The sequence below is a fragment of the Streptomyces sp. NPDC026500 genome (genome assembly GCF_055567635.1).
Map to the genome: position 1 here is coordinate 122,235 of NZ_JBVHQB010000018.1, position 22,720 is coordinate 144,954.

Genomic DNA, 22,720 nt, shown 5'->3' on the forward strand with positions numbered 1-22,720 from the left:
CAGTCGAGGAGCGTGCGCATGAGATCTCCGGCCGAACTGGACGACGTCCGGTGGTCCGACCTGGCCCACGCCTACGGGCCCGCCGAGGACGTACCCGAGCTGATCAGGGCGCTCTACGAGGACGACGAGGAAACGGCCGGCGAGGCGGTCTACGAGCTCTACGGCAACATCCACCACCAGGGCACGATCTACCGGGCCTCGGCACCCGCCGTCCCCTTCCTCGCCCACGCGGTGCTGCACGCGCCGGGCAAGCGTGACGAACTGCTGATGCTGCTCGCCGTCCTCGCCGATCACGACCCCGCCGCCGTCGAGTCGCCGCACTGGCCCGGCAGCGATGTCGCCGCGGTCTGCGCGGAACTCTGTGAGGTGCTCCCGGAGCTGCTGCCGTGCCTCGGGGACCCCGAGCGCGGGGTACGCCGGGCGGCGCTCCGGGTGGTCGCTGCCGTGGCCGACCTGCTCCCGTACAAGCCGTGGGTCCTGGCCGTCGAGCAGGTCGACGCGCTCTACGCCGACGACCCCGTCCCGGCGGTACGGGCGGACGCGCTGGTCGCCCTGAACCGGTTCGGCCGGGTGCTGGAACCCCTGGACAGCTCGCTGCCCGAGGTGAGGCTCGCCGCGGCCCAGCTGGCCGCCGAACGGTCCGGACCGCCGTACGCACCCGAACTCGTGGAGGTCTTCGCCGAGGACGGCGCCGAGCCCGACCCCGGGGACGACGACTACCCGTGGTCGGACACCACCACCCAGGAGCAGCGGCTCACCGACCTGCTCACCCAGGATCCGGACGTCGGCCTCACCGTGGCCGCCCGCTGGATCGCGGCCGGGGACCTCGGCTCACGCGGTTCCTGGCTGGCCCGGGAGATCGCCGGGAAGTGGCGCGACCGCGAGCGCGAAGTCCTGGACCTGTTGCTGTCCGCGCTGCCCCATCAGAGCAGACCCACCGCCCTGTTCCGTACGATCGGCTACTGGATCGAGGTCCTGCCCGAGCCGGACGCCGCCCTGAGGGACGGACTGCACCGGTACGCCAGTGGCGACGGCGAGGCCGCCGAACCCGCGCTCCTCGCCCTGACGCACTCCCGCGATCCCCGCGCCCTGGAACTGGTGCTCAAGCGCCCCTCCGCCCAGCTGCTCGCAGCGGCGGCGCGGCGCTTCCCGGACGCGGCCGACGAGCTGATACCCCTGATCCGCCGCGAGCTGGCCGCCGGTGCCACCGGCAACGACGGCACCGCCCTGGTCCAGGCACTGGCCTCGTTCGGCACCGCGGCCCGCGCGGCCCAGCCCGAACTGGTCGACTGCCTCAGAACCCGTCGCGCGGCCATCGTCGCCGCCCGCTTGCTCGGCGCCAACGGCATCCGTACGCCGGAGATCACCGACCTGCTGCGCGACGCCACGCAGAGCAGCGACTCCTCGCTGTGGGCTTCGGCGGCCGTAGCCCACTATCGGCTGACAGGTGACCCCGACACGGCACTTCGCACCTACGAGGCGCTGCTGTCGTCCCGGGGCCAGACCAGTTGGTACCTGAGCGGCCTGGAGCCGATGGGCAGCGCCGCAGCTCCGCTGCTCCCTCGCATCGAGCCCCTCCTGGAGGCCGGCGACTGGACGCGCAAGGCGGCCGCGGAGGCCCACCACTGGATCACCGGATCCCCGGACCGCGCCGTCCCCGTCCTCGCAGACCTGGTCGGCACCACCCCGGTCGGCCTCAGCGCCCTCAAGGCCCTCGCCGCGACGGGCCGGTGTCCGGCGGAACTCCACCCCACTCTCCGCTCCTACGTCTCCTCCCCGAAGCGCCTCATCACCGACTCCCCCTTGTCGGGCCAGGACCACGCGGACGACGAACTCCGCACGCTGTCCCGGATGTTGCTCATGATCGGCCGACCGGATTAGCCGCGTCCGGCCTCACAGGGCTCCCGCTCGGCGACCGGATCCGCCCAGCGCGTCGGCCAGGGCCTGGGCCTGGGCCGGCGTGATGCCGAGAGCGATCGGCACACGGCGGGCGCTGTAGGGCGCCGAGCAGACGGCGATCGGACTGTCGTCGGTGACGGTCCACCGGGGCTCTTGACCGGGATCGGGCAGCACAGCGGCGGCCAACTCGTGGGCCGTGTCGGCGCGTATCCCGCAGTGGACCAGCGCCCGCGCCACCACATCGGTCGCTTCCTCGGGCATGTCGGCGTCGCCGAGCATCGGAAGCAGGAGCAGCAGACGCTGGGAGGGGTCGGAGAGACCTTCGCCGTCGTCCGACGTGCTCGCGGCGATTGCGGTGAGTTCGTTCCAGGACAGCCCGGGACCGGCATGGTCGCCGCCGCAGTCCCCGAGAAATCCGAGCCGCCCCCACGCGGGATGGCGGACGAAGAACTCGATGTCGCTCATGTCCTCGGAGTTGGCGTACACGACGTAGGCCGTGTGTCCGCCGTCGAAGGGCACGCGCAGGACGGGCCACGGCTGCTCGGTGTCCCCGAGGCGGTCCTCCATGGCGTCGTAGCCCGAGGACTCCACGCCGAAGCGCTCCGGCCGCTCTCCCGGGTCTCCCATGGTCAGCAGGACGTGGGCGAGCCAGAAGGCGGAGTCGCGCGCGAGCTGGTCACCGGCGACCAGCTCGACATCTTCGTAATACTCCGGGATCGCCAGGGCAACAGTCATGGCCGGAGCGTACCCAGGTCGCAGGAACGAGCAGCCCGACGACGAATCGGCAGATTCGGGTGGCCAGTTCCCCGGAACGAACGCGTCCACGTTCGTGGGGGCCGTCCGCGTTCCCTCATAAGGTGAGGCCGTCAGGCTCTCGCAAGCGTGGGCAGTCGTGCCCGGCCCGGAGGATTCCGTGACCATCGCCGCTCGTCTCGTCACGACCGTCGCCGCTCCCCTGGACCCGGCAACGGCGGAGGCTCCGCAGGTGCTGCACTGGCCCGGCCGCAGGCTTCTGGTTCAGCGTGGTGACACCGAATTGGTGGCTCTCGACCTGGACGCAGCCAGTACGGGCCGGGAGCCCGAGGTCCGTTTCCCTGCGCCCTGGCCACGCCACTTCGGATCGGCGACCGTGTCGCCGGAGCGGGACACGGCGGTGTTCGCCGGCCTGCACGCGGTGCGGTCTGTGCACGCGACCGGTGCGACGCGATGGGAGACGCGGCACGGCTGCTGGGACGGCGGTTGTCCCCTCGCGCACCTGTCCTTCGACGAATACGCCCACGACAAGGACCACCTCTACGCCGACAGCGGCTCAGTCGCTGTCTCCGCGGACGGCAGACTCGTCTGGTCGCACGTCCGCGGCCCGTTGGAGAGCGACGGGGACACGGCGGACGACCAGGAACTGTGGGTGGTCCTGGAAGCCACGGACGGAACGATCCTGGGCCGGGTGGACACCATGACGGTGGCCTCCGACTCGGCACACACTCCACACCCGGACCCCACGCGAATGGGGTTGAGCATCGGCGAGGGCGAGGAGAGGTCGCCCGCGCTGTGGGGGCGCTGGGACGGACAGCGACTGACCGCCGAGCCCCTCGGAATCGAGCGGATCCTCCTGGGCGCAAGCCCGTCCGGCCGACACCTCCTGACCGTTCCCGTCGGACAGTGGTCCCTCTGCCTCCACCAGGCGGACGACGGCTCCGTCCTGCGGAAACTGGACGCCCAGGACACCGTGCCGCCGCACCCGGCGAGCACCGGCGAGGGAAGGGTGTACTGGGACTACGAGGCGGCCTTCGTGGACGACGACACCATCGTCGCCGGTACGTCCGAGTGCGACGCCCGGTACGACACGGTCCGACACTGGCTGATCGACCCACACGGGATGACCCTCGTCGGCCAGATCCTCTACCCCTTCACTGTCTCCGGGCCCGCCCGCTCGGCAGGGAACGGCACTTGGTACACCGTCTCCGAGGACGGAACGTCCGTACACCTGTGGCGCCGTACCGAAGAGGCCTGACCGCTGCCGTCACTTTCTGACGATCGCCTTCGTCGTGGCGTCGGCCATGAGTACCGGAGTCGAGCCGGTAGAGCTGCCTGTAGAGATTTTCGATCCCCACGGTGTCAAGCCCAAGCGTCACGATCGGGGTCGATCAGTCGCCGATGAACCACAAGAACCGGTGCGGCGAACTGAGTCGTAGAAGCTCGGCCGTCATCGCGGCGCCGGCCTACTCGGCAAGGCCCACTCGCTTCAGTTCCAATAGACCGCCGCGGATTTTGACCACCTCTTACTGATCCACGCCGACTTGTTTCGACTTACCCCTTTGCTTCTTGTGAACAACTTTGCAGAATGAGCACTTTGATTGCCGCTTAGGTTTGTCCGACGGGGAGCGTCGAGCCGACGGAACCTCCCGCGTCACTTCGCGTGAAACCTCTTCGGCGCCTCGGTCGGATTGCCGCCCGAGGGCAGTTTCTGGCCGGGGCATCCGCCCAGCACCTTTTTCATGGCCGCCTTCTCGGCGCTCGTGACCCACAGCCCGTACTTCTTCTTCACCGCCACCTGCGCGGCGACATACGTGCAGCGGTACGCCTTGTTGGGCGGGAGCCAGGTCGCCGTGTCGCCGTCGCCCTTGCTGCGGTTGGCGCTCGCGCCGACGGCACGGAGGTTGAGCGGATCGTTGGCCAGCGCTATTCGCTTGCTCGCGTCCCAGTACTTGGCGCCGGTCTGCCAAGCGTCCGAGAGTGCGACGAGGTGGTCGATGTCGACCAGGCTGCGCCCGCGGACGAAGGTGACGTCCTTGCCGCCGTACGGATCGGGCTCGAGGACCCCGCGGGACACCCTGCACTTGCCGTCGCTGAACTTCACCTCTTTCAGGTCCCGCTTGAGGATGTCGTCACGGGTGTCGCACGAATTCGCGTCGGTGTCGGCCCAGGCCGTCCCGAACCGCTCCCTGGTGTACCCGGTCTTGGGCGCGCGCCCCTTGACGGCCAGCGAGTCCACGGCGGCGTAAGCGGCGCCTCCGCTGCCGGTCGGCGTCTCCTGCGGTCCCGCCGACCCCAAGTCGCCCTTCTTGCAGCCGCTGACTCCGGCCCCGACGACGAACACCACCAATGCGGCAGCAGCCGCCCCACCCCTCAGACGCAGCACAGCGCCCCTCCCCTTCGCCTCCCCGGGTCCGCCCAGATCGGACGTGATTCCCGTCTGCCCAAGGTAACGGCCGCCATTCCTCGGCCATACCGGGCATCAATGGGCAATAGGCGCACGCCGGGCGTATCGTCGGTCGTGAGTCCACCCCGGAAGGAGCTCTGGATGGGCATCTTCGACAGGTTCAAGAGCAGCCGGGCGGCACAGGACAAAGCAGCGGACATGTCCGACGCCGCGGAGAAGCAGGCCAACAAGAAGACCGGCGACAAGTACACGGACAAGGTCGACGACGCGCAACAGAAGGCCGAAGGCGCGATGGGCATGGACCGAAACCGCGACCGGCCGGGACAGTCGTAGCCGGAGCGATTCGAGAACTGCCTCCCCTTTCAGCCCCATCGCGGCATCCCTGCCGGGTGGGGCCGGGGTCGTCAACGCGCGACCGACCCCCATACCGAGGCCGCGGCCGACCCCCATACCGAGGCGGCGTCCACGCCGTCACGCCTCCCCAACGCCCTTGACCTCCCTTACCCCCTCCGGTCGATGGCCGTCCGCACCGTCACGCCCTTCAGTGGATGGGGTCGATGGCCGTCCGCACCGTCATGCCTACTGGTCGATGGACGTCGAGGGCGTCAGACCTTTCCGATCCCCAGCGTCGTCTCCGACGGCAGCAGTCCCGAGCTCAGCACCGCGACCCAGAACTCCCCGAGCAGGTCGGCGAGGCGGGTGACGGCGTCCGGGGCGAGCGACTGCCAGGGCGCGGCGGCGAGGCGGTCGGTGTGGTGCTCGACCTGGCGGCGCAGCTCACGGCCGGCGTCCGTGGCGATACCGTCCTCGCCCACCAGGCCCCGGGCTATCAGACGGTCCCGGGCCGCGGCCCACTCCTCCGGGCTCCAGCCCCGGCTCTCGAACCGCTCCACGGAGGCCGCTCCTGTCGCCGCGAAGGAGACCAGCGACTCGACCGGGTCGAGGCCGGCCAAGAGCAGCGCCGCGAGGTGTCCGTCGCCACGGTGCTCGCGCAGGATCGTCGCCGCGTGCCACAGCTGGAGGTGCGGCGCCTCGGGCCAGGGCAACTCGGCGTTCGAAGCGGCGAGTTGGCGTCCCTCGGTGTTCGCGGCCTCAGCGGCCCGGCGGGCCAGCGCGGCCGCCTCGGCCAGCTCGGGACTGGCGACGCGGTCGCCGAGTATCGCGCGGTACGCCCGGTCGACGGCTCGCTCCCGCGCCGCGAGCACCTGCTCCGGACTCGCCGTCCGCCAGGCCGAGTTGATGTGCTCGTCCACCATGCGCGGGCTGAAGCTGTAGAAGGCGGAGGCCACTCGCCGACCGCCGACGGCCCCCAACGGTGCCGCGCGGTAGGGGAAGTAGCTGGGCCAGCGCTCCTCGGTCCCGTATCCGAGCGCGTCCGCCTCTTCGAAGGCCTCCGGCGCGTAGTACAGCACCGCGTGCAGGGGCTCCAGCAGATGCCAGAGCCGGCGCACCTGGCCGAGGTCGACGGCCGCACCCTCCTCCGGCCCGCCTCCCTGCGGCACCTCTCCCTGCGACACCCCGTCCTCTACGACCCCTGCCCCGCCGGCCCCACTCGCCCCGCTCACGTTCCCGGACATGGCTCCACCCCTCGTCACGTAACGACACGCTCCATAACTTGACACTGCCAAGATTGCCCGAACCCACCAAACTTGTCAACGACTAGATTCCCTGGCCGCCCTCGACCGAGCCCGGCCGACCCCTGCCATCCCCGACCAGCACCGACCGGTCCGGGCCACCCCCGGCCGACCAACTTGGCAATGCCTAGATCCGGCGTACGCTTCTGTCATGAATCCCGCGAAGACCAGCGGCTCCGAGCGCCCCTATCACCACGGGGACCTGCGCCGCGCCATCCTCGGCGCCGCCCTCGACGTCATCGCCGCCGAGGGGCCCTCCGCGGTGAGCCTGCGCGATCTGGCCCGCCGCGCGGGCGTCTCGCACGCCGCCCCGGCACACCACTTCAAGGACCGCGTCGGCCTGCTCACGGCCATCGCGGCGGAGGGCTTCGGGCTCCTGGCGACCGCGCTCGACACCGCCGACGACCTGCGCGACGCGGGCGTGCGCTACGTACGTTTCGCTCGGGAGCACCCCGCCCACTTCCAGGTCATGTTCGCCCCTGAACTGCTCCGCGAGAACGATCTGGAGCTCACGACGGCCCGGACGCTCGCGGGCGTACGGCTGCGCGCCGCCGTCTCCGCGCTCCCCTCGGAGGGCCGCGGCACCGACACCCACCTCGCCGGCATCGCGGCCTGGTCCCTCGCCCACGGCTTCGCCACACTCCTGATCAGCCACAACCTGGACGGCCAGGTGGGCGAGGAGGACCCCGACGAGGTCTTCCACGCCCTGACGGGAATGCTGTTCCGTCCCCAGCAGCCCTGATCAGGTCCTCGGCACCGGAAGCCCCAGCAGCCCTGATCGGGCCCTCGGCACTGGAAGCCCAGCAGCCCTGATCAGTACCTCGGCACCGGAAGGACCGCTAAGACCCCAGGATCGAAGCCAGGAACTCCCCGGTCCAGCCGAGCAGTTCCCGCCCGACCAGCGGCTTTCCGCCGACCTTCGCCGTCTTCGGGCGGGGTACGAGGATCTGGTGTGCGGTCGGCTTGATGACGGTTCCCGGGTACAGCCGCTGGAGGCGCAGCTCCTGGGACTCCCTCAACTCCACCGGCGCGAAGCGGATGTTGTTGCCCTGGAGGACGATCTCGCCGACCCCGCAGGCGCGCGCGAGCATCCGCAGGCCCGCCACGAGGAGCAGGTTCTCGACGGGCTCCGGGAGCTTGCCGTAGCGGTCGACGAGTTCCTCGCGTACGGCCTTGACGTCCTCCTCCGTGTTCGCGGAGGCGATGGACCGGTACGCCTGGAGGCGCAGCCGCTCGCCCGGCGCGTACTCGTGCGGGACGTGCGCGTCGACCGGCAGCTCGATCTTGACCTCCAGCGGCGGCTCCTCCTCCACACCGCCGTCCAGGGAGGCGCGGTAGTCCGCGACCGCCTCGCCCACCATGCGTACGTACAGGTCGAAGCCGACGCCGGCGATGTGGCCCGACTGTTCGCCGCCGAGCAGATTGCCCGCGCCCCGGATCTCCAGGTCCTTCATCGCCACGTACATGCCCGCGCCCATCTCGGTGTGCTGGGCGATCGTCGCGAGCCGCTCGTGGGCCGTCTCGGTGAGGGGCTTCTCCGGCGGATACAGGAAGTAGGCGTAGCCGCGTTCCCGGCCGCGGCCGACCCGGCCGCGCAGCTGGTGCAGCTGCGACAGGCCGAAGTTGTCGCCGCGCTCCACGATCAGCGTGTTCGCGTTCGAGATGTCGATGCCCGATTCGACGATCGTCGTGGAGACCAGGACGTCGAACTTCTTCTCCCAGAAGTCCACGACCACCTGCTCCAGCGCCCCCTCCGACATCTGGCCGTGGGCCGTGGCGATCCGCGCCTCCGGGACGATCTCCCTGAGGCGGGACGCCGCGCGGTCGATGGACTCGACCCGGTTGTGGATGTAGAAGACCTGTCCCTCACGCAGCAGTTCGCGGCGGATCGCCGCGCCGATCTGCTTCTCCTCGTACGGGCCGACGAAGGTCAGCACCGGGTGTCGCTCCTCCGGCGGGGTGGTGATCGTGGACATCTCGCGGATGCCCGTCACCGCCATCTCGAGCGTGCGGGGAATGGGGGTCGCGGACATCGTCAGGACGTCGACGTTGGCGCGGAGCTTCTTCAGCTGCTCCTTGTGCTCGACGCCGAAGCGCTGCTCCTCGTCGACGATGACCAGGCCCAGGTCCTTGAACCTGGTCTCCGCGGAGAACAGCCGGTGGGTGCCGATGACGAGGTCCACCGAGCCTTCGCGCAGCCCCTCCAGGACCGCCTTGGCCTCGGTGTCCGTCTGGAAGCGGGACAGGGCGCGCACGTTGACCGGGAACTGCGAGTAGCGCTCGGAGAACGTGCCGAAGTGCTGCTGCACCAGCAGGGTCGTGGGGACGAGGACCGCCACCTGCTTGCCGTCCTGCACCGCCTTGAACGCGGCGCGGACCGCGATCTCCGTCTTTCCGTAGCCGACGTCGCCGCAGATCAGGCGGTCCATCGGGACCGTCTTCTCCATGTCCTCCTTGACCTCGGCGATCGTCGTCAGCTGGTCGGGCGTCTCCGCGTACGGGAACGCGTCCTCCAGTTCGCGCTGCCAGGGGGTGTCGGCGCCGAACGCGTGGCCAGGGGCCGCCATCCGCGCCGAGTACAGCTTGATCAGGTCCGCGGCGATCTCCTTGACCGCCTTCTTGGCGCGCGCCTTGGTCTTGGTCCAGTCGGCGCCGCCCAGGCGGTGCATCGTCGGGGCCTCGCCGCCGACGTACTTGGTGATCTGCTCCAGTTGGTCGGTGGGGATGTAGAGGCGGTCGCCGGGCTGGCCGCGCTTGGCGGGGGCGTACTCGACGACCAGGTACTCGCGGGTCGCGCTCTGGACGGTGCGCTGCACCATCTCGATGTAGCGGCCGACACCGTGCTGTTCGTGCACGATGTAGTCGCCGGTCTCCAGGGTCAGCGGGTCGATCGTCTTGCGGCGGCGGGCCGGCATCCGGGCGCCGTCCTTGCCGGCCGCCTTCTGGCCGGAGAGGTCGGTCTCCGTCAGGACGGCGAGCCGGAGCGCCGGGTCGACGAAGCCGTAGTCGATGGAGCCGCACGCCACGTGCACGACGGAGGGGCCGATCCCGGTGAGGTCGGTCTCCAGGCGGGCGGCGATGCCCTCGCCGCCCAGCACCTCGACGGTGCGTGCCGCCGGGCCGTGCGCCTCGGTGACGTAGACCGTGTGCCAGCCGTCGGCCAGCCAGCCCTTGGTGTCGGCGAGCGCGCGGGCGGTGTCGCCGCGATAGGTCTCGGGGGCGTGCATGCCCAGCTTGAGGGTGTCCCCCACGCCTCCGGCGTACGCGTCCGTGAGGTCCCCGTCGGCCGCGAACGGCGACACCGACCACCACATCATGTCCAGCTCGCGCGCCCGGTCCCGTACGTCCGCGATGGACCACAGGGAGGCTGCGCCCACGTCGATGGGGGCCTCGCCGCCCCCGGCCGTCGCCGCCCAGGACGCCTGCAGGAACTCCTGCGAGGTCGCCACGAGGTCCACGGCCCGTGTCCGTACCCGCTCCGGATCGCATACGACGGTCATCGCGCCCTCGGGCAGGACGTCGAGCAGCAGTTCCATGTCGTCGACGAGGACCGGGGCGAGCGATTCCATGCCTTCGACGGCGATGCCCTCGGCGATCTTGCCGAGGAGTTCACCCAGCTCCGGGTGGGCCTCGGCGAGGGCCGCGGCCCGCGCCCGCACATCCTCCGTGAGCAGCAGTTCGCGGCAGGGCGGGGCCCACAGGCCGTGTTCGGCGACCTCCAGGGAGCGCTGGTCCGCGATCTTGAAGTAGCGGATCTCCTCGATGTCGTCGCCCCAGAACTCCACCCGCAACGGGTGCTCCTCGGTGGGCGGGAAGACGTCCAGGATGCCGCCGCGGACGGCGAACTCGCCGCGCTTCTCGACGAGTTCGACGCGGGAGTACGCGGCTGCCGCGAGCGCCTCGACGGTCTCGCCCAGGTCGGCCGTCAGGCCGGTGCGCAGGACGACGGGCTCCAGGTCGCCCAGGCCCTTGACCTGCGGCTGGAGGACCGAGCGGACGGGAGCCACGACGACGGACACCGGGCCGGTCTCGGGGTCGTCGGGGCGTGGGTGGGAAAGACGCCGCAGGACGGCGAGGCGTCGGCCGACGGTGTCCGACCGGGGCGAGAGCCGCTCGTGCGGCAGCGTCTCCCACGACGGGTACTCCGCCACGCCGTCCGGCGGGAGCAGGGAGCGCAGGGCCGCGGCCAGGTCCTCGGCCTCGCGGCCGGTGGCCGTCACCGCCAGCACCGTACGGCCGGTCTCGCGGGCGAGCGCGGCGACGGCGAACGGGCGCGCCGCCGGTGGGCCGACCAGGTCGACGTGCATCCGGTTGCCGTCGGCGGCGGCCTTCACCGCCTCCGTGAGGGCGGCGTCCTTGACGACGGCGTCGAGCAGACCGTGCAGGCTCATGAAGGGCTTCCATCCCGGGGAGTGGGCAACGCGAGACGCCCGACACGTGGGACGGGCCGGGGGCATCCAGCCTACGACTCCGCGACCGCTCGCGCGTGACCGTCCACCGAGGCCCCCGCCCCGCTCGGTGACCCACCGCGCACCCGGGCCCGAACCCAGGACCCCTGCCCCGGACCCGGCACCCCGGGTCCAGGACCCCGGACCCACGCCTCTCGCTCGCCTGGTCCAGCTCGCCCGGCCGCCCGCCCGCCGCCGACCAACGAAGCCGGAACCACGCACTCCCGTCCCGGAACGGGGAGGCCGCGCACTCCCGCGGCGGGGAGACCACCCATCCCGGAAACGGTGACCGCGTACCCGCGGGACGGTGACCGCGTAGTCCCGGAACAAGGGCCGCGTACTCCCGGAACGGGGACCACGCACGCACTCCCGAGCGGGCCCCGGACGCACCGCGGGCCCGGTCCGAGGAGAGTGACTCTCCTCGGACCGGGCCCGTCCGTTCCACCGCAACCCCCGTACGCGGTGGCCCGTTCGATCGTCCGCCGAGCGGACGGGTCCTAGTCGGTGGCGATCGCGTTCAGTACGTTCATCCGGCCCGCCCGGAACGCCGGGATCAGGGCGGCGAACAGGCCCACGAAGGCCGAGCCGATGAAGACCCCGATGATGGTCGGCCAGGGGATCTCCAGAACCTTCAGGCCCTCCAGGGCGAGGAGTTTCTGGGCGGTGGCGCCCCAGCTCATGCCGAGCCCCAGGCCGAGGAGGGCGCCGAAGAGGGCGATGACGACCGACTCCAGACGGATCATGCGGCGCAGCTGGCGGCGGGAGAGCCCGATGGCGCGCATCAGGCCGATCTCGCGGGTGCGCTCGACGACCGACAGCGCCAGGGTGTTCACCACACCGAGGATCGCCACCACGATCGCCAGACCCAGCAGGCCGTAGACCATGTTCAGGAGCTGGCCCACCTGGTCCTTCAGTTCCTGCTTGTAGTCCGTCTGGTCGCGGACCTGGTACTGCGGGTACGGCTCCATGGACTTCTTCAGGGCCGCGTACGCCTGCTTCTCCTGGCCGGGCTTGGCCTTGGCGAACATGATCTCGTTCGGCGGGATCTTGCTCGCGGGCAGGTACTTCTTCATCGTCTCGATGCTGGTGTACCGGGCGCCCTGGTCGATGGCGACGTCGTCGTCCGTGACGGCCGCGACCTTGAGCTTCGCCGTGGCACCGCCCTTGAAGGCGACGGTCAGGGTGTCGCCGACCTTCACACCGTGCTTCTTGGCGTACTTCGAGCCCACCGACATGGCGTTCTTGCCGTAGGCCGCCGCCAGGTCACCGGCCGTCGTCTTGCGCCGCAGGTCCTGGGCGTACGACGGGTCGGCCGCGGTGATCCCGGAGTCGTCGACCTGTCCGTCCGGCGAGGTCGTCTTCGCCGCGATGTCCTTGTAGCGGGTGACGTGCTCCAGGCCCGGGGTCGTCTCCATGGCCTTCTCGGCCTGCGGGACGATCCGCTGCTGGCCCTGGACGATGAAGTCCGCGCCGACCGACCTGTCGAGCTCGTCGGTCGCCGAGGCCACCATCGAGGAGCCGACCACCGACAGGCAAGCGACAAGGGCCAGGCCGATCATCAGGGCCGCGCCGGTGGCACCCGTGCGGCGCGGGTTGCGCAGCGCGTTGCGTTCGGCGAGCCGGCCGACCGGGCCGAACATCCGCAGCAGTACGGCGCTGATCACCCGGACCACGCCGCCCGCGAGCAGCGGGCCGACGATCACGAAGCCGATCAGGGTGAGGACGATGCCCGCGCCGAGGACCAGCGAGCCGTCGCTCGCCTTGTGGGCGGTGGCCGCCGTGTAGAGCGCGAACGCTCCGGCGCCGGTCAGGGCCAGGCCGATCAGTCCGCGGACGAGACCCGCCTTGCCGTCCGCCGGGGTGCCGGCGTCCCGCAGCGCGGCCATCGGGGAGACCTTGCCGGCCCGCCGGGCCGGCAGATAGGCGGCCAGGACGGTGACGACGACACCGAGGATCATGCCGATGACCGGGGTGGCCGCCTTGACGGTCAGGTCACGCGTGGAGAGGTCCATGCCCATCGACGCCATGAGTTTCATCAGGCCGACCGCGAGGCCGACGCCCGCGGCGACGCCGAGGACCGAGCCGACGAAGCCGAGCAGCAGCGCCTCGACCAGCACCGAGCGGTTGACCTGCTTACGGGAGGAGCCGATGGCGCGCATCAGGCCGATCTCGCGGGTGCGCTGGGCGACCAGCATCGAGAAGGTGTTGATGATCAGGAAGATGCCCACCAGGAACGCGATCCCGGCGAAGCCGAGCATGGCGTACTTGATGACGTTCATGAACTGGCCGACGCCCTTGCGGTTCTCGTCGGCGTTCTCCTTCTGCGTCTGGATCTTGTACGACCCGTGGAGCGCGGCGGAGACGTTCTGCTTGAGGTGCGCGTCGGAGACGCCCGGCGCGGCGGTGACGTTGACCTGGGTGAACCGGCCGGTGGAGCCGAGCAGTTCGCGTTGGGCGGTGGCCGTGTCGAACCAGACGACGGCTGCACCGGGGTTGGTCACCTTGAAGGTGGCGATCCCGACGATCCTGGCCTTGAAGTCACCGGTGACGGCGATGGTGCGCAGCTCGTCGCCCATCTTGAGGTGGTGCTTGTCGGCGGTGTCGACGTCGACCATCACCTCGGTGGGTCCGCGTGGGGCGCGGCCGGAGGTGATCTCCGTGGAACGGAGGTCGTTGCGCGTCCAGTTGCCGGCGATGGTCGGGGCGCCGGTGGTGGAGCCCATGTTCTTGTTGTGACTGTTCACGACGGTCACGTTCATCGAATTGACCGCGCCCTCGGCGGACTTGACGCCGTCCGTCCGCTGCGTCCGCGCCAGCACGGAGGCCGGCACCGACTCGGGCTTGCCGTTCTGCGGGGTGTCGTCGCTCTTGGCGGCCTTGGGCAGCACCGTCACGTCGGAGGAGGTGGCCGCGAAGAGCTTGTCGAACGTCGTGTTCATCGTGTCGGTGAACACGAGCGTGCCGCAGACGAAGGCCACCGACAGCAGGACCGCCACGGCGGACAGCGCCATGCGTCCCTTGTGCGCGAAGAAGTTGCGCATCGAGGTCTTGAGGACGGTCATGACGTCCGCCCGCGGGAGTCGAAGTCCTTCATGCGGTCCAGGACCTGGTCGGCCGTCGGCTGGTGCATCTCGTCGACGATCCTGCCGTCCGCGAGGTAGAGCACGCGGTCCGCGTACGAGGCCGCCACCGGGTCGTGCGTGACCATCACGATGGTCTGGCCCAGGTCGTCCACCGAGCGCCGCAGGAAGCCCAGCACTTCGGCGCCGGCCCGGGAGTCGAGGTTTCCGGTCGGCTCGTCACCGAAGATGATCTCGGGGCGGGCCGCCAGCGCCCGTGCCACCGCGACGCGCTGCTGCTGGCCGCCGGAGAGCTGGTTCGGGCGGTGCTTGAGCCGGTCCGCGAGCCCGACGGTCTCCACGACCTGGTCCAGCCAGCGCTTGTCGGGCTTGCGGCCCGCGATGTCCATCGGGAGCGTGATGTTCTCCAGGGCGTTCAGCGTCGGCAGCAGGTTGAAGGCCTGGAAGATGAAGCCGATCCGGTCCCGGCGCAGCTGCGTCAGCTTCTTGTCCTTGAGCCCGGTGATCTCGGTCTCGTCGAGGAAGATCTGGCCGGAGGTGACGGTGTCGAGCCCGGCGAGGCAGTGCATCAGGGTGGACTTGCCGGACCCCGAGGGGCCCATGATCGCGGTGAACCGGCCCCGCGCGATGTCCACGTCGACATGGTCGAGGGCGACGACCTGGGTCTCCCCGGACCCGTACGCCTTGACGACCTGCCGCGCCCGCGCGGCGACGGCCGTACGCCCTCCAGTGCCCTCGTGCCTGGGAATGCTTACAGCCGATGTCACGGTATGTCTCCTAAGTCGGCCGACAGGGAAGCTGCCGGGCTGCGAAAGTCTGCGAGCGGATGCGACGGGCCTCGAAGGTCCGCGCCGCGTTCGGACGCGGTGCGCTGGGCCACGTCCGTAAGTCTGGTGCCGGGAGGGGGTCGGACGCGCTGGTGCACGGCCCCGTCTTCTGCTGGGGAAAACCCCACCCCCGCGGGTGCGGTCCGTACGACCGGAGCGCGCCCCCGACGGCGTAAAGCCAGGTTAAGGACTTCCTCGGCCCGGTCTCGTCCTCCAGCGGGAGGAACCCTCCCCGACCCCTGATGCGGAGATCCCCCTAGGGGTCCTCCACCCGTCGGTGGACAACTCCTCGGGGTCGGTTCCACCCCGGGGCCCACGCAGCCTCCACCCTCCCCCGGCGTGAGGCTCAAGTGGGAAGCTGGTCCCGGCAGATAGATGCAGGGGGAAGGAATCCCGTGGGCGACAGGGACACCGAGATACCGGTCGTACGGGAGCACCCTCCCCGAACCGGCCGCGCCGGGACCCGGCGGCGCCGCGCCGTCGTCGCCGCGCTCATGCTCGCGATGGGTCTCGCCGCGCTCGACTCCACCATCGTGTCCACCGCCGTTCCGCAGATCGTCGGCGACCTCGGCGGATTCTCCGTCTTCTCCTGGCTGTTCTCGGGCTACCTGCTGGCCGTCACGGTCACGCTCCCCGTCTACGGCAAGCTCTCCGACACCTTCGGCCGCAAACCGGTCCTCGTGGCGGGCGCGGCCGTCTTCCTCCTCGGTTCACTGCTCTGCGCCACCGCCTGGAACATGGCCGCGCTCATCGCCTTCCGCGTCGTGCAGGGTCTGGGCGGCGGCGCCCTCCAGGGCACCGTGCAGACGCTCGCCGCCGATCTGTACCCGCTCAGGGAACGCCCGAAGATCCAGGCCAAGCTGTCCACGGTGTGGGCGACCTCGGCCATCGCGGGTCCCGCCCTGGGTGGAGTCCTCGCGGCGTACGCCGACTGGCGGTGGATCTTCCTCGTCAACCTGCCGATCGGCGCGCTCGCCCTGTGGCTGATCGTCCGTCATCTGCACGAACCGCAGCGGGCCCGCCCGGCCCGGCGGCCCCGGATCGACTGGGCGGGCGCCCTCGCGGTGTTCGCCTGCGGCGGTGTCCTGCTGACCGCGCTGGTGCAGGGCGGTGTCGCCTGGGACTGGCTGTCGGCTCCCTCGGTCGCCCTGTTCGGCACGGGCCTTTGCCTGGTCGCGGTCGTCGTGGCCGTCGAACGGCGGGCCGCCGAACCGATCATCCCGGGCTGGGTGTGGCGTCGCCGGACGATCGCCGCGGTCAACCTGGCGCTCGGGGCGCTGGGCCTGCTCATGGTCGCGCCGACGGTGTTCCTGCCCACCTACGCGCAGGCGGTCCTCGGCCTCGCCCCGGTCGCCGCCGGATTCGTGCTCTCCGTATGGACGTTGAGCTGGCCGGTGTCCGCGGCGCTCAGCCAGCACGTCTACCGCCGCATCGGCTTCCGCAACACCGCGATGCTCGGCATCGGTACGGCGAGCCTGCTCCTGCTGGCCTTTCCCTTCCTGCCCTATCCGGGCGAGCCGTGGCAGCCCGCCCTGCTGATGCTGCTGCTGGGCGGCGCTCTCGGGCTGTTCCAGCTCCCCCTGATCATCGGCGTCCAGTCCACCGTCGGGTGGGCCGAACGCGGGACGACCACCGCCTCCGTCCTCTTCTGCCGGCAGACCGGACAGACCCTGGGCGCCGCCCTGTTCGGCGCCGTCGCCAACGGGGTGCTGGCCGCGCGGCTCGGCGGCGCCGGGGATCTCGACGCGGTGACCCGCGCACTCGACTCGGGCGCGCCGGCCGGGCAGCTGCGCCACGCGGTCGCCGACGCGGTCCACGCCGTCTATCTGGGCGCCGCCGGTGCCGCCGCCCTCGCCTTCCTGGTCCTGCTGTTCGTCGCACCGCGCCGCTTCCCGGTGCTCAAGGACCCAACGGACTCGACGGAGCCCACGGACTGACCGCGGCACGGGCGCTCGTCCCACCCGCCTGTTCGCCGAGGTGGCCACCCCCGGTCCGAAGACCTCCTGGACTTGGCCGACCCCGGCGTCGGACCGATCGACGGAGTCCGGCAGGTGCGGTCCTTCCCGTACTTCGGGATCCACACCCGCCGGTGTCTCCGGGACGTCGGCCGAGCTCCACCGGGAACCGAGCGACCGCCTTGCGGGCGGGTTCCGATCGGCAGGCTCAGATACGGCAGGTTCAGATACGGCGCACAGTGTGCAGCTTCGTCGCGTACGTGCCCGTGCCGTCGAGCAGCGACGCCCCGCCCAGGTCGGACATGGTGGGCCCGTCGACCGTCTTACGGCTGGAGAGGAAACGCCGCTTGCCGGCCGCGTCCTGGCCCAGGTAGATACCGACATGGTCGACGGTCACGGTGCCGGTGTTCGTGTCGTCGTCACTCGAGTCCGCGTTGAACAGCACCAGATCGCCGGGCTGGAGCAAGGCCGCCACGGGCGGGGCGGTGCCGTCGGTGCGGTCGACGAGAACCCCGGGCGCGTGGTCGGCGATGTCCCGCGACTTGCGCGGAATCCGGGTCCCGGACGTGTCTGCCCCTGCGGCCAGGGGCACCCCCATGTGGTAGCCGTAGACCATCCGCGTGTAACCCGAGCAGTCGAGGTTGCCGACCTGCTTGCTGCTCGGCCCGGTGTAGGTCCCGTCGGGGAAGGTCCAGCCCACGTTCATGTACTCGTGGAAGTCGGCGCCCTCGCAGCGGTAGCCCTGCGGGTCCAGATAGCCGTAACCGGCCTCGCCCAGCACCTGCTTGCCCTGGGCGGCCCCGGCTCCGGCCGTCACCGCCGGAGCGTCCGCGAGGAACATGGCGGCATACGCGAGGACATCGGGCACCGTGGAGCCGGCCCAGCCGCGGATCGTCTGTTCCAGCTGGGGCGTCCAGGTCCCGTCGAACGGCTCGGGCAGTACCCGCACCCAGTCGCCGTGCGTGACGGTGGGCGGGGTCTGCCAGTTCGCGGCGTCCACCTCGTAGCGGCTGACGGACAGGGCGACCGGCAGGTTCGTACAGCCCTTGTTGGCCAGGGCGCGCAGGCCCACGCGGCCCTTGGCGAAGGTGGAGTCGGTGACGTCGACGGCCCACGCGGACGGCTCGGCCGACGCCGACCGCCATGCCTTGGCCTGGATCCGGGTGCCCTCCCGGCGCACCCGGATCGTCCAGTCGGTTCCCGCGGGGACACTCGTGCTGAGGGTGAGTGCGGTGGCCAACTGCGTCACCGTGTCGTCGACCTCCTTCTCGACGCGCAGCTCGACCGCGCCCGACGTCAGGAACGACAACCGGGCCCGGTAGTTGCTGTGCGTGCTCTGGTAGCCGAACGTCAGCCCGAACGAACACGCCTGACCGGTGGGTATCTTGTCGAACCGCGCCGTGCAGCGGGCGTCGACGTCCGTGATCTCGTCGTCGCGCAGGCTGGCGTGCCGGCTGTAGTTCTCGGTGGTGAGACTGACGACGCCACTGCCCGGTACGACGGAGTAGTCGGTGTCCACCGGCCCGAGCGTCGACCAACTGCCGCCGCCGGGAGACGTACCCCAGTAGGCCCGGTCCGCCAGGTCGAGCGAGAGGTCGGGCAGGGTGCGCTGGAAGTCGTCCACGAAGGGCTGCTTGTTCTCCGCGAACCTGCGCTGCGGTCCCGGCACCACGACGGTCCGCGCACCGTGGGTCAGCAACGCGACGCGCCGGCCGCCGGAGGTGACCTCGGTGCGCGCCGGGGTCCCCGCCAGCACGGTCGCGGTGAGCGGGGCGGCGAGTGTCACCGAGGTGAAGTAGGAGGCGTCCAACGGCGGCAGGGTCACCGAGGAACGGGCCGCGGAGAGGCCGGCCGGACCCGCGAACGGATCCACGGGAACGGCCGATCCGGCGGCACGGGCCGGTGTCGCCGCGGCTCCGGCGAGCGGCACGGAGGCGGCGGAGGCCGCGAGGACGGCGAGAAGTCTTCTTCGAGAGGTGTGAGACATGAAGATCATGATCCCGGATGGGCCGGACACTTGAACAGCAGCACTCTGGTCGGGTTCGGATTCCGATGGGAGTGGCACGTCCACGCCGGAGCCTCCACCAGGGCGTTTCGCCCTGACGCTCCCCGCCGGCCTCGCCGCGCCTCCGTGTCACTGCTTCCGCAGACGGCGCCATGCCTCGTGGTGGCCCATCGGCGTCTCCCCGATCGGCCGGTGGGCGATGCCCGGTTCGAACCCGTCCGGCGGACGCGACCGACGTAAGCGCATACCGACCGACCAGTTCGGTGAAACGGTCGCGCATTCCGACTACCTACGAGTAGCGTGCGCTGCTCACCCCCCCAGCTCCCTGCGGTCCCGCACCGGACCCGAGCCACGCAAGGAGAACCGGGATGCCAGACGCGTTCTCGTCCCCCGAGCCCCCAAGGCCACGTCAGCAGCGCCCGCACCAACGCCAGTACCCGACGCCCCAGCCTCCGCGGAACTTCCCGTACCAACAGCCGTACCAGCCGGACCCGCCGTACCAACCGCCGTACCAGCCCTACGACGAGCCACCCGAGCACCTTCAGCAACCCCCGCGGGCCGGATATCCACCGCCCGACCACGGCCCCGCTCCCACCAGGTTGACCTACCCATGGCAACCACAGACACGGTCTCCCGAGCCCCCGCGGCGGCGGATGCCGCGCCATCAGTCGCTCGGGCAGCACAGCGACATCAGACTCCTGCGCGGTGCCTACCGCAGACAGCGGCGCGTCGCGACCCTCACCGCGCTCGGCTACTTCACCCTCTTCCTCCTGCTGTCGGCCTTCGCCCCGTCGCTGATGACGAGCACGGTGTCCGGCGGACTGTCGACCGGCCTGCTGCTCGGGCTGCTCCAGGTCCCCGTCACCTGCCTGGCCATCGGGCTGTACGAGTACTCGGCGCGCCGGCGGGTCGACCCGATCGCGGACCGGATCCGCAAGCAGACCGAACTGGACGCGAAGCGGGAGGCGGCACGATGACGGGGTTCACCAGTTCCGCGCAGGCCATGTCGCTCGTGGCGTTCACGGCCGTCGCCACGATCACCCTGCTGCTGTGCGTGATGACCGGCCCGGACCGCGACGACCTGGACGAGTTCTACACCGGCTACGGATCGCTCTCACCGATGCGCAACGGCCTTGCCATCGCCGGGGACTACATCTCCGCGGCGAGCGTGCTCGGCACCGGCGGCGTCATCGCGCTGGCCGGCTACGACGGTGTCGTCCTCGCCCTGAGCACGGCCCTCTCCTTGATGCTGCTGATGTTCCTGTTGGCCGAACCACTGCGCAACGCGGGCCAGTTCACGATGGGAGACGCACTCGCGCGCCGGACGCCGGGCCGTGCGGTCCGCAACACGGCCTGCGCGGTGACCATCGTGGCGCTGCTGCCGCTGATGCTGGTCCAACTGGCGGGCGCGGGCGACCTGCTGGCGTTCATCCTCGGCTTCTCCGGCGGCTCCCTCAAGACCGGCTGTGTCATCGGACTCGGCGCGCTGATGATCAGCTACGCGGCGATCGGCGGCATGAAGGGCACCGCCCTCATCCAGATCCTGAAGATCGTGATGCTGCTCGGCTCGGGCGCGGTGGTCGCCGTACTCGTCCTGCAGCGCTTCGACTGGAATCCCGGCACGCTGCTGGCCGCCGCCGCCGGGAACAGCGGCGTGGGGGACGCCTTCCTCCGCTCCGGCCTCCAGTTCACGGGCGGCGCCAGCCCCCGCCTGGACATGATCACCTCGGAGCTGACGGTCGTCCTCGGCGGCGCCTGCCTCCCCCACATCACCATGCGCATGTACACGGCGGACAGTGCCCGTCAGGTGCGCAGGTCGCTGTCCTGGGCGGTGCCGTGCGTGGCCCTGTTCGTGCTGATCGTCAGCGTCATCGGCTTCGGCGCCACGGCCATGATCGGCCGCGACGCGATCGCGACGGCCGACCCGCAGGGCAACACGGCCTATCTGCTGGGCTCCAGGGCCGTCTTCGGCGCATCCGTCTCCACCGCCGAGACCCTCCTGTTCACCACCGTGACGACAGCGATCTTCCTGACACTGCTCGCGTCCGTCGCCGGGATGATCCTGGCCTGCGCCAACTCCCTCGCCCACGACGTGTTCGCGCACAGCAGGCTCTTCCGGGGCCGTCGCCACGACGACGAACTCTCCCCGCGCCGCGAGATGCTCCTCGCCCGTATCTCGGCGCTGGCGGTGGGGGCGCCGGCCATCCTGCTCGCCACCCTCGCCCAGCACCGCAGCCTGCAGCCCCTGGTCACCCTGTCGTTCTGCATCGGCGCCTCCGCGATCGCGCCCGCGCTGGTCTACAGCCTCTTCTGGCGTCGGTACACCCGCACCGGCCTCCTCGCCACCCTCATCGGCGGCACCCTCACGGTCCTCGTCCTCATTCCCGGCACGAACCTCGTCTCCGGCTCCCCCACCGCCGCGTTCCCGGACGCCGACTTCAACTGGTTCCCGTTCACCACGACCGGCCTCGTGTCGATCCCGCTGGGCTTCGCCTACGGGTGGATCGGAACGGTGGTCTCGGGCCGCCGCAAGGCGGAGGAGCAGCGGAGGCAGTACGAGGCGGTGGAGGGCTGGATTCTGGCGGGAGCGATACGGAGGGGGCGGTGAAGGGGCGTGAGGGGGTGCGACGGGGTGCCCTCTTGACTGGGCGGGACGGGCGGGCCGGGTGGAAACCCGCCGCGGAGCGGCGAAGAAGCACCGCGGAGTGGGAGGAGTCGGGGCCGCGGAGCGGCGAAGAGACCCCGCGGAGCGGGAAGGTTCGGGGCCGCGGAGCGGGGAGTGACGGGCCCGCGGAGCGGGGCTACTCCGCCGGGGCCCGCCCCGTGAGAGACGTGAGACTGCTCCGTACGTGGTCCATATGGGCCCGAACGTGATCCCACCGCTCCCCGTGCTCGCGCAGCACCCGGTCGGTCTCCCGGGCGATCCGTTCCTCACTGACCCGGGCCTCGGCGAGCAGTTCGGCGGCCCGCGCCGCAGCGTCCTCCTGCCGGTGCCGGTCCGACTCCTTCGCCTCGGCGAGGGCCCGGGCGGCCCGGGCGAGCGACTCCTCGGCACGCGCCGCGCCTTCGAGATGGTGCGCCTCGAACGCGGCCTCGCGCTCGGCGTCCGCCCGCTCCGCCTCCGCCCACCGCGCGGCGTGCTCCGCTTCCTGCTCGGTCACCAGGACCTCCGTCCGCCGGCGCACCTCCCGCAGCGCGATCAGCCCCTCACCCCGGTTCTCCTTGACGTCCCGCCGCGCGGAGATCCGTACCTCGTCGGCCTCGGCACGCGCGTCGAGGAGCCGCTGCAGGGCCCACTCCTCCGCCGCGTCGCGCACCTCGTCGGCGTACGCCTGGGCGGCCTCCCGCACCTCGCGCCCCGCGGCCTCGGCCTCCTCGGCCACCGACCGGGCTTCGCGCCGCGCCTCCTCCCGCAGGGCCTCGGCCTCCTCCTCGCCGAGCTGGAAGATCCGCCGCGCCCGCTCGCCGAGTTCCTCGTACGTCTGCGGGGCGAGCCGCGTCACGGCCTCCCGCAGCCGCTCCGCCTCGGCCTCCATGTCCTTCGCCAGCACGGTGAGCCGCGCGGCCCGCTCCCACGCGGCGTCGCGGCCCCGGGAGAGCGCCGCGGCGTACGCGTCGACCTGTTCGGGACGGTAGCCACGTCCCCGTACGGCCACGAAGCCGTGCGGCGACACCGATGTGCTGCTCATCCTTGGACCCCTCTCCGCCCGAC

General features: G+C 71.0%; 15 protein-coding genes. 7 read left to right on the forward strand and 8 right to left on the reverse strand.

Features of this window, described 5'->3' with window-relative positions; all coding sequences use genetic code 11:
- Positions 1-18 precede the first annotated feature (18 nt).
- Positions 19-1,881: a hypothetical protein gene (locus tag ACZ4N5_RS29420; protein WP_467760062.1), complete on the forward strand. Its 1,863-nt coding sequence runs from the start codon at positions 19-21 to the stop codon at positions 1,879-1,881.
- 12 nt (positions 1,882-1,893) lie between these two features.
- On the opposite strand, the gene ACZ4N5_RS29425 is transcribed toward ACZ4N5_RS29420, so the two are convergent.
- Complete coding sequence (locus ACZ4N5_RS29425; RefSeq protein WP_467760063.1) at positions 1,894-2,634, reverse strand: hypothetical protein; 741 nt, start codon at positions 2,632-2,634, stop codon at positions 1,894-1,896.
- Positions 2,635-2,812: 178 nt separating this feature from the next.
- On the opposite strand from ACZ4N5_RS29425, the gene ACZ4N5_RS29430 reads away from it, so the two are divergent.
- Complete coding sequence (locus tag ACZ4N5_RS29430) at positions 2,813-3,910, forward strand: hypothetical protein (RefSeq protein ID WP_467760064.1); 1,098 nt, start codon at positions 2,813-2,815, stop codon at positions 3,908-3,910.
- A 396-nt stretch (positions 3,911-4,306) separates the two neighbouring features.
- Here ACZ4N5_RS29430 and ACZ4N5_RS29435 read toward each other — a convergent pair whose 3' ends face one another.
- Positions 4,307-5,038, reverse strand: coding sequence for an HNH endonuclease family protein (locus ACZ4N5_RS29435; protein ID WP_467760065.1), 732 nt, complete (start codon positions 5,036-5,038; stop codon positions 4,307-4,309).
- A 162-nt stretch (positions 5,039-5,200) separates the two neighbouring features.
- On the opposite strand from ACZ4N5_RS29435, the gene ACZ4N5_RS29440 reads away from it, so the two are divergent.
- On the forward strand, positions 5,201-5,392 hold the full coding sequence (locus tag ACZ4N5_RS29440) for an Rv0909 family putative TA system antitoxin (RefSeq protein WP_467760066.1): 192 nt from the start codon (positions 5,201-5,203) through the stop codon (positions 5,390-5,392).
- A gap of 272 nt (positions 5,393-5,664) precedes the next feature.
- Here ACZ4N5_RS29440 and ACZ4N5_RS29445 read toward each other — a convergent pair whose 3' ends face one another.
- Entirely contained in the window at positions 5,665-6,636 is a 972-nt protein-coding gene (locus ACZ4N5_RS29445; RefSeq protein WP_467760067.1) for an SCO6745 family protein, read from the reverse strand.
- A 208-nt stretch (positions 6,637-6,844) separates the two neighbouring features.
- On the opposite strand from ACZ4N5_RS29445, the gene ACZ4N5_RS29450 reads away from it, so the two are divergent.
- Positions 6,845-7,435, forward strand: a complete 591-nt coding sequence (locus ACZ4N5_RS29450; RefSeq protein ID WP_467760068.1) for a TetR/AcrR family transcriptional regulator — start codon at positions 6,845-6,847, stop codon at positions 7,433-7,435.
- Between the two features lie 97 nt (positions 7,436-7,532).
- Here the strand turns inward: ACZ4N5_RS29450 and mfd are convergent, their stop codons facing one another.
- From mfd to ACZ4N5_RS29465, 3 genes are all read right to left on the reverse strand, one after another.
- Positions 7,533-11,084, reverse strand: a complete 3,552-nt coding sequence (gene mfd / locus ACZ4N5_RS29455) for a transcription-repair coupling factor (RefSeq protein WP_467760069.1) — start codon at positions 11,082-11,084, stop codon at positions 7,533-7,535.
- Positions 11,085-11,638: 554 nt separating this feature from the next.
- On the reverse strand, positions 11,639-14,203 hold the full coding sequence (locus tag ACZ4N5_RS29460) for an ABC transporter permease (protein ID WP_467760070.1): 2,565 nt from the start codon (positions 14,201-14,203) through the stop codon (positions 11,639-11,641).
- Positions 14,200-14,988 carry an ABC transporter ATP-binding protein gene (locus ACZ4N5_RS29465; protein WP_467760071.1) on the reverse strand — a complete coding sequence of 263 codons (789 nt, stop codon included), beginning with the start codon at positions 14,986-14,988 and terminating at the stop codon, positions 14,200-14,202. Before ACZ4N5_RS29465 ends, ACZ4N5_RS29460 begins: the two co-directional genes overlap by 4 nt.
- Positions 14,989-15,464: 476 nt before the next feature.
- Here ACZ4N5_RS29465 and ACZ4N5_RS29470 point away from each other — a divergent pair, with 476 nt between their 5' ends.
- Positions 15,465-16,985, forward strand: coding sequence for an MFS transporter (locus tag ACZ4N5_RS29470; protein WP_467760145.1), 1,521 nt, complete (start codon positions 15,465-15,467; stop codon positions 16,983-16,985).
- A gap of 241 nt (positions 16,986-17,226) precedes the next feature.
- Here ACZ4N5_RS29470 and ACZ4N5_RS29475 read toward each other — a convergent pair whose 3' ends face one another.
- Positions 17,227-18,990, reverse strand: a complete 1,764-nt coding sequence (locus ACZ4N5_RS29475; RefSeq protein WP_467760072.1) for an NlpC/P60 family protein — start codon at positions 18,988-18,990, stop codon at positions 17,227-17,229.
- Positions 18,991-19,607: 617 nt separating this feature from the next.
- On the opposite strand from ACZ4N5_RS29475, the gene ACZ4N5_RS29480 reads away from it, so the two are divergent.
- Positions 19,608-19,985, forward strand: coding sequence for a DUF485 domain-containing protein (locus ACZ4N5_RS29480; RefSeq protein WP_467760146.1), 378 nt, complete (start codon positions 19,608-19,610; stop codon positions 19,983-19,985).
- On the forward strand, positions 19,982-21,616 hold the full coding sequence (locus ACZ4N5_RS29485) for a sodium/solute symporter (protein WP_467760073.1): 1,635 nt from the start codon (positions 19,982-19,984) through the stop codon (positions 21,614-21,616). Before ACZ4N5_RS29480 ends, ACZ4N5_RS29485 begins: the two co-directional genes overlap by 4 nt.
- Before the next feature lie 193 nt (positions 21,617-21,809).
- On the opposite strand, the gene ACZ4N5_RS29490 is transcribed toward ACZ4N5_RS29485, so the two are convergent.
- Positions 21,810-22,697, reverse strand: coding sequence for a cellulose-binding protein (locus tag ACZ4N5_RS29490; RefSeq protein ID WP_467760074.1), 888 nt, complete (start codon positions 22,695-22,697; stop codon positions 21,810-21,812).
- Between the last annotated feature and the right edge of the window lie 23 nt (positions 22,698-22,720).

Excerpts from the sequence above, each read along its gene's own strand:
- ACZ4N5_RS29420 (WP_467760062.1), top strand. The coding sequence starts at position 19 with ATGAGATCTCCGGCCGAACTGGACGACGTCCGGTGGTCCGACCTGGCC.
- ACZ4N5_RS29425 (WP_467760063.1), bottom strand. The coding sequence starts at position 2,634 with ATGACTGTTGCCCTGGCGATCCCGGAGTATTACGAAGATGTCGAGCTG.
- ACZ4N5_RS29440 (WP_467760066.1), top strand. The coding sequence starts at position 5,201 with ATGGGCATCTTCGACAGGTTCAAGAGCAGCCGGGCGGCACAGGACAAA.
- ACZ4N5_RS29445 (WP_467760067.1), bottom strand. The coding sequence starts at position 6,636 with ATGTCCGGGAACGTGAGCGGGGCGAGTGGGGCCGGCGGGGCAGGGGTC.
- ACZ4N5_RS29450 (WP_467760068.1), top strand. The coding sequence starts at position 6,845 with ATGAATCCCGCGAAGACCAGCGGCTCCGAGCGCCCCTATCACCACGGG.
- mfd (WP_467760069.1), bottom strand. The coding sequence starts at position 11,084 with ATGAGCCTGCACGGTCTGCTCGACGCCGTCGTCAAGGACGCCGCCCTC.
- ACZ4N5_RS29460 (WP_467760070.1), bottom strand. The coding sequence starts at position 14,203 with ATGACCGTCCTCAAGACCTCGATGCGCAACTTCTTCGCGCACAAGGGA.
- ACZ4N5_RS29475 (WP_467760072.1), bottom strand. The coding sequence starts at position 18,990 with ATGTCTCACACCTCTCGAAGAAGACTTCTCGCCGTCCTCGCGGCCTCC.
- ACZ4N5_RS29485 (WP_467760073.1), top strand. The coding sequence starts at position 19,982 with ATGACGGGGTTCACCAGTTCCGCGCAGGCCATGTCGCTCGTGGCGTTC.
- ACZ4N5_RS29490 (WP_467760074.1), bottom strand. The coding sequence starts at position 22,697 with ATGAGCAGCACATCGGTGTCGCCGCACGGCTTCGTGGCCGTACGGGGA.